Origin of the sequence: Raoultella sp. (assembly GCF_039594335.1) — a bacterium.
Taxonomy (GTDB): domain Bacteria; phylum Pseudomonadota; class Gammaproteobacteria; order Enterobacterales; family Enterobacteriaceae; genus Klebsiella.
Genome location: NZ_JBCNNS010000186.1, coordinates 1 through 6216 on the forward strand (window position 1 = coordinate 1; position 6216 = coordinate 6216).

The 6216-nt window shown below is 53.1% G+C and carries 7 protein-coding genes; 6 read left to right on the forward strand and 1 reads right to left on the reverse strand.

What is annotated here, in order from left to right; genetic code table 11:
• Positions 1-80: 80 nt before the first annotated feature.
• The 6 genes from ACZAHD_RS20735 to trpS all read left to right on the forward strand — a co-directional run bounded on the left by ACZAHD_RS20735 (position 81) and on the right by trpS (position 5313).
• Entirely contained in the window at positions 81-500 is a 420-nt protein-coding gene (locus ACZAHD_RS20735; protein ID WP_462458438.1) for a DMT family transporter, read from the forward strand.
• 17 nt (positions 501-517) lie between these two features.
• Positions 518-847 (forward strand): DMT family transporter, encoded by a 330-nt coding sequence (locus ACZAHD_RS20740; RefSeq protein ID WP_004857466.1) that lies wholly within the window; start codon positions 518-520, stop codon positions 845-847.
• Positions 848-1096: 249 nt separating this feature from the next.
• Positions 1097-1192: a tryptophanase leader peptide gene (gene tnaC, locus ACZAHD_RS20745; RefSeq protein WP_004098218.1), complete on the forward strand. Its 96-nt coding sequence runs from the start codon at positions 1097-1099 to the stop codon at positions 1190-1192.
• A 124-nt stretch (positions 1193-1316) separates the two neighbouring features.
• On the forward strand, positions 1317-2705 hold the full coding sequence (tnaA, locus tag ACZAHD_RS20750) for a tryptophanase (RefSeq protein WP_462458439.1): 1389 nt from the start codon (positions 1317-1319) through the stop codon (positions 2703-2705).
• A gap of 140 nt (positions 2706-2845) precedes the next feature.
• Positions 2846-4102, forward strand: coding sequence for a tryptophan permease (gene mtr, locus ACZAHD_RS20755; protein WP_462458440.1), 1257 nt, complete (start codon positions 2846-2848; stop codon positions 4100-4102).
• A 203-nt stretch (positions 4103-4305) separates the two neighbouring features.
• On the forward strand, positions 4306-5313 hold the full coding sequence (trpS, locus tag ACZAHD_RS20760; RefSeq protein ID WP_462458441.1) for a tryptophan--tRNA ligase: 1008 nt from the start codon (positions 4306-4308) through the stop codon (positions 5311-5313).
• An 18-nt stretch (positions 5314-5331) separates the two neighbouring features.
• Here trpS and ACZAHD_RS20765 read toward each other — a convergent pair.
• On the reverse strand, positions 5332-6216 hold an 885-nt coding region (locus ACZAHD_RS20765; RefSeq protein WP_462458442.1), incomplete at its 5' end, for a GGDEF domain-containing protein.

Consider the following 6216-nt stretch of genomic DNA (forward strand, 5'->3'; position numbering starts at 1 on the left):
CAGTTAACCGATGCCGCTAGCGATTTTTTGAAAAACAGAAAAAAAGAACCCTACCTTAATAAATAGATCCGGAGTTTATTATGTCTTCAAAAACAAAATGTTGGCTATGGATGCTGTTGGTTATCCTTTCGGAAACCTCAGCTACTTCGACCCTGAAAATGTTCGGTAGCAGCGAAGGGAGCACCAAAATGCTGCTGCTCGGGCTGCTGGTGCTGCTGTACTGCACCTGCTACTACTCTCTTTCCCGCGCGGTAAAATATATTCCCGTTGGCCTGGCGTATGCCACCTGGTCTGGTACCGGGATCCTGGTGGTTTCGACGCTGGGGATGGCGTTTTACGGACAACATCCGGATACTGCGGCGATTATCGGCATGGCCATTATTGCCGCCGGCATCGTTATCATGAACCTGTTTTCCAAAATGGGTAGCGAAGAGAGCGAAGAAACCCCTGCTGAGCCGGCCGCTTCAGCAGCATCCCTGAACAAAAAAGTCGCCAACTAACGGAAAAGGAATCGCATATGTTTAACCTCGGATTTTTATGGCTGGCGCTGTCTATCGGCTCCGAAATTACCGGCACCTCCATGATCAAAAAGACCAACGGCTTTAGCAAACTGGCGCCATCGGTACTGGTGGTCTGCGCCTACGGCCTGTGCTACTTCGCCCTCACTCGCGCGATGAGTACGATTCCGGTGGGCGTCGCCTACTCGCTGTGGTGCGGCTTTGGTATCGTCGGCGTCACCATCTGCTCAATGATCCTCTACAAACAAAAACCGGATCTGCCGGCCATCCTCGCCATGGTGCTGATTATTTCCGGCGGCATCATCATGAACGTCTTCTCCAGCATGTAACTCCCGCCTGCGCCTTCATTTATTGCTGTGAAGGCGCTAAAAACCCCACTCAATAAGCCGTTATTGGCGTAATAAAAAAACAAAAAATCATCGCCTGCTAATCAAATAATCAATAACGCTAAAATTACGACAAGCGTCAAATTTTTATACTCCGCTTATCGATAAATAATTTTTTGTGATTTTAATCGTGGTTATTTTCTCATTTTACCTTATTTTTATGGCATCCCTTCACCCACAGAGGACGATGTCATGACGCAAAAATCGATTTATCGCCTCATTGCCCAGGGCGGCCTGGACGACTGGTATAATTTGGATCACCGTATCTCCAACGACTTCCCTCGTTAATTCTCCGCTGCTGTTCACTCTCTAAATAAAATTAATTTAACACTGCGTTGAGTCGCTATTTGTTGCGCCTGTTATTTGTCGCCGAATAGCCAAACGCGGCACAGCATTCCCATGGAGAAAATAAATGAAACGTATCCCTGAGCCGTTCCGCATTAAAATGGTCGAAAACATTCGCATGACCACCTTTGACGATCGTGTCAAAGCCCTGGCAGAAGCAGGCTATAACCCGTTTTTGCTCAATAGTCAGGACGTTTATATCGACCTGCTAACCGACTCCGGCACTGGCGCGATGAGCGACCATCAGTGGGCCGGGCTGATGATGGGCGACGAGGCTTACGCCGGGTCGCGTAACTATCAGCACCTGTGCGAGAAGGTCAAAGAGATTATCGGCTATCCGTACACCATTCCGACCCACCAGGGACGCGGCGCAGAGCAGATTCTGTTCCCGAGCCTGATTGCCCGCCGCAAGTCGGCGCATCCGGTATTTATTTCCAACTTCCATTTCGATACCACCGCCGCCCATGTCGAACTCAACGGCGCGAAAGCCATCAACGTAGTGACGCCAAAAGCCTTCGACACTACGTCGTGGTACGACTGGAAAGGCAATTTCGACATTGATTTACTGAAAGCGACCATCGCCGAACATGGCGCAGAAAATGTGGCGGCGATTATTACTACCGTCACCTGTAACAGCTCCGGCGGCCAGCCGGTATCGCTGGCGAATATGCGTGAGGTCTATCAGATAGCCCGCCGGAATAATATTCCGGTGGTGATCGACTCCGCCCGCTTCTGCGAAAACGCCTGGTTTATTAAACAGCGTGAAGAGGGCTATGCCGATAAATCGGTGAAAGAGATTATTCTCGAGATGTACCAGTACGGCGATATGCTGACCATGTCCGCCAAGAAAGACCCAATGGTGAATATCGGCGGCCTGTGCTGCTTCCGCGATGACGAAGATCTATTCAACGAAGTGCGTATTCGCTGCGTACCGATGGAAGGCTTTGTCACCTACGGCGGCCTGGCGGGACGCGATATGGAGGCGCTGGCTATCGGGCTGGCAGAAGGGACCAACGAGGATTATCTCGCTTATCGTATCAATCAGGTGGAATACCTTGGCGAACGCTTGCGCGAAGGCGGCATTCCGATTCAGTATCCGACCGGCGGCCATGCGGTGTTTGTCGATGCCAAACTGCTGCTGCCGCATATCCCGGCAGAGCAGTTCCCGGCGCACGCGTTAAACAACGAGCTGTACCTGGAAGCGGGTATCCGCAGCGTGGAAATCGGTTCCCTGCTGCTGGGCCGCGACCCGGAAACCGGCCAGCAGAAGGCCTCGCCGATGGAGCTGCTGCGCCTGACCATTCCGCGCCGCGTTTATACTAACGATCATATGGACTATATCGCTGATGCGCTGATTGCCGTTAAGGCCCGCGCCGCCACGATTAAGGGCCTGACCTTTACCTATGAGCCGCCGGTATTACGCCACTTCGTCGCCAGACTGAAACCGGTGAAATAACCCAGCCCCGGGCGCTCTCGCAACGGGAGCGCCTTTAATGTCGAATACAGACGAATAAGCTCAATCGCTCGGGTTGCGCCAGGGTAGCCGTTTTCCCGCAACCCGGTTACTTAATATATAGCCACGTGAGGAATAACCTTATGGCTACATTATCGGTGTCAAAAGCGGTCTCAACTAATACGCCATCGCTGATTGGCGGGGCGATGATTATCGGCGGCACTATTATTGGTGCAGGCATGTTCTCATTACCGGTGGTTATGTCCGGTGCCTGGTTTTTCTGGTCGCTGCTGGCGTTGGTATTTACCTGGTTTTGTATGCTGCATTCGGGGCTAATGATCCTCGAAGCCAATCTGAATTATCATATTGGCGCCAGCTTCGACACGATTACTAAAGATTTACTAGGCAACGGCTGGAATATTATTAACGGCCTGACTGTGGCCTTCGTATTATATATTTTGACCTATGCCTATATCTCCGCCAGCGGTTCGGTTATTCAGCATACTTTTGCGCAAATGCATCTCGCGGTTCCCGCACGCTTAGGCGGTCTGGCGTTCGCGCTGGTCGTCGCCTTTATCGTCTGGCTGAGTACGAAAGCGGTCAGCCGGATGACCACCATCGTGCTGGGCGCCAAAATTCTCACCTTTTTTATGACCTTTGGCGGCCTGATGTGGCACGTGGAGCCCGCAATTCTGTTCAACCACGCGGAAGCACATGCGTCGTATCTGCCCTACGTTCTGATGACGCTGCCGTTCTGTCTGGCATCCTTTGGCTATCACGGCAATGTCCCCAGCCTGATGAAGTACTACGGTAAAGACCCACTTATCATTCGTCGCTGCCTGCTGCTCGGCACGCTGATGGCGCTGGTGCTGTATATTATCTGGCTGGTTGGTACGATGGGCAATATTCCGCGCCCGGCGTTTATCGATATCGCCGGGAAAGGCGGCAATATCGACGTGCTGGTGCAAACCTTAAGCGGCCTGCTGAACAGTTCAACCCTGGATTTACTGCTGACCGTCTTTTCAAATTTCGCCGTCGCCAGTTCGTTCCTTGGCGTCACGCTCGGTCTGTTTGATTATCTGGCGGATCTGTTTAAGTTCGACGATAGCCATCAGGGACGTTTTAAAACGGCGCTGGTCACCTTCCTGCCGCCCATTATCGGCGGGCTGCTGTGGCCCAACGGTTTTATCTACGCCATCGGTTTCGCCGGTCTCGCCGCCACCATCTGGGCAGCAATTGTCCCCGCCCTGCTGGCGCACGCCTCGCGCAGGCGTTTTGGGAGCCCTGTCTATCGAGTCTGGGGTGGCAATGCCATGATTATCCTGATTTTATGTTTCGGCGGCGCCAACGCGATCATTCATATTCTATCCAGCTTTAACCTGCTGCCGGTGTATCGCTAACTAAAAAACCGCTTTCACTGCCGCTGTCTTTCATGGCAGGATAGGCCCATGAACAGAATCGTCGTTATTACCCGCCCATATCGTTGGTGGCTGCCTGCATAACAGGCGGCACGATTCACATATCCATTTTAAAGCCGCCGGAAGGCGGCTTTATTGTTTCTCAGCGACGTCTTTCGGCTTAACCGCATCGTAAGGAGTCTCTGATGAACACCAACCCAACTATTCTTACCGGCGATCGCCCCACCGGCCAGCTGCATCTCGGCCACTACGTGGGATCGCTACGTCAGCGCGTGCAGCTTCAGCACGACTATCAACAGTTTATCCTCGTCGCCGATCTGCAGGGATTAACCGATAACGGCAGCGATCCGCAGAAAATCAGCAGCAATATCTTTGAGGTGATGGCCGATTATCTGGCGGTGGGTATCGATCCGCGTAAGACCACGATTTGCCTGCAATCGGCGCTTCCCGCCCTGGCGGAGCTGAGCGCGCTGTATATGAATATCGTCACCGTCGCCCGCGTCGAGCGTAATCCGACGGTCAAAAGTGAAATAGCCCAGAAGGGCTTCTCCCGTTCGCTTCCGGTCGGCTTTCTGGCCTATCCTATCAGCCAGGCGGCCGATATCACCGCGTTTAAAGCCGGTCTGGTACCGGTTGGCGACGATCAGCTGCCGATGATCGAGCAGACCAATGAGATCGTCCGCAAAATGAATAGCCTGACCACGACGCCAGTGTTGCAACACTGCCAGGCGCTGCTCAGCGATGTCAGCCGCTTGCCGGGCATTGACGGCGGCAACAAGATGTCAAAATCGCTAGGTAATACTCTTACGCTCTCGGCCAGTGAAGAGCAGATTCACCGCGCGGTCGGCGCAATGTATACCGACCCAACCCACCTGAGGGTCAGCGATCCTGGCCGAATCGAAGGCAACGTTGTCTTTACTTACCTTGATGCTTTTCATCCCGATCCTGCTTTCGTCGCCGAGATGAAGGCGCATTATCAACGCGGCGGGCTGGGCGACCGACAGTGTAAAAACGCGCTGGAGGAGTGTCTGCAGACGCTGCTGGCGCCGATTCGGCAACGCCGGGCGACCTATATTGCGGATAAAGGCATGTTGCTGGAGCTGCTGCGTGAGGGTAGCGAGCGGGCGCATCGACTGACACAGCAAACGTTGCATGAGGTGATGCGTGGATTAGGATTGCCAGTGCTGTTCTGAGCGCCGGGGCGCGACGCTTTAATGCTGCGGGTCCTGCTCATCCTGATGCATCTTCACGCAGTCGCGCCCGCTACGCTTGGCCACGTACAGCGCGCTGTCAGCGTTGCGCAGCAGCCGGTTATAATCCGGGTGGCCGCTATGCGCGGCGTAGCCCGTACTGGTGGTAATGGTAATATTGGTCTCTCCGCCGACGTTAAACGGCAACTGGCTGATGCTTTTACGTAAGCGCTCAAGGAGCATAAAGGCTTCGGCAGCACCGGTTTCCACCAGAACCAGCAGAAACTCTTCGCCGCCATAGCGAAAGATATAATCGCTGGAGCGGATATTATTGCTGAGCAAGTCGGCAACGTGCTTGATTGCCCGGTCGCCCACCATGTGACCCCAGTTATCATTAATCTCTTTAAAATGGTCGATATCGACAATCGCCACCGTCATCGGCAGTTCATGTTCCATGGCGAGCGTGACCTCATGCTTGAGGACCACCGGCAGATAGCGGCGGTTTAGCAAGCTGGTCAGGGAGTCTTTGCCGTTCTGCATCTGCGACAGACTGCTGAAAATAACCCCGAGCTGACTGCTGATTTTCTGGCAATGAATGTGGATGCTCTGGAGCAACGCTTGCGTATTTTTATATTCTGCGCTGCTGTCTGAGGATTTCCAGCCGGTGATGAAATGGTCTACCTGCGTAATCAAGTCGGCGATCTCTTCCATCTGCGCGTTCTTGTTAAAATAACGCACGCATTTATGACGGAACCACAGGCCAAACTCCGATTCAGATAATAAGGTTCCGTTAATATCGGTCCTGTTTTCACTGACAATATTATAAATTGCGCTGTTTTCCCAACCGGAGAGCGAGGCCTGCTGTTTACCATATTCCATTGGCACATTATCCATCAGGCTATACAG